A 535-nucleotide genomic window follows, 5' to 3' on the forward strand; every position below is an offset into this window, starting at 1 on the left:
GACCGCGCGGCCGGAGACCAGCCAGTGCAGGGCGACCCACGGGTTGTAGGAGGAGACCCGGGTGGCGTCGGTGCCGGCGGCGACGGTGAGGCCGCGGTCCAGCATGGCGCGCAGCGGGGGTGCCTCGGCGGCGGCCGGGGCGCCGTAGCGGGCGAGGAACGCCTCGCCCTGGAAGGAGAGGCGGTTCTGTACGGAGACGGCGCCGCCGAGGGCCGCGATCCGGTCGAGGCTGTCCGGGCTCACCGTCTCGGCGTGGTCGAAGAGCCAGCGGTTGCCGTGCGGGAAGAGGCCGTCGGTGGCGAGCTTCTCGAACACGGCGAGGTCGCGGCGGATGGTCTCGTCGTAGGTGGCGTGCAGCCGAAAGCCCCAGCCGTGCTCCATCAGCAGGCGGACGGCTTTCTCGAACTCGTTCTCGTACGGGCCGAGTTGTGGGCGGGGTTCGGTGAAGTTCTCGAAGTCGGCGGCGGCCCAGGTGAGGTTCTCGCCCGCGCCGTTGAGGCGCAGCCAGGCGTCACCGTCGCCGGGGCGGACGGTG

Annotated in this window: 1 protein-coding gene; it reads right to left on the reverse strand. The window is 72.9% G+C overall.

Annotated elements, in window-relative coordinates; genetic code table 11:
- Nucleotides 1-535: amidohydrolase family protein (locus AA75_RS30425; RefSeq protein ID WP_033823529.1), on the reverse strand; the 535-nt coding region annotated here is incomplete at both ends.

Origin of the sequence: Kitasatospora sp. MBT63 (assembly GCF_000710465.2) — a bacterium.
In the GTDB taxonomy this organism is placed as follows: Bacteria; Actinomycetota; Actinomycetes; order Streptomycetales; family Streptomycetaceae; genus Kitasatospora.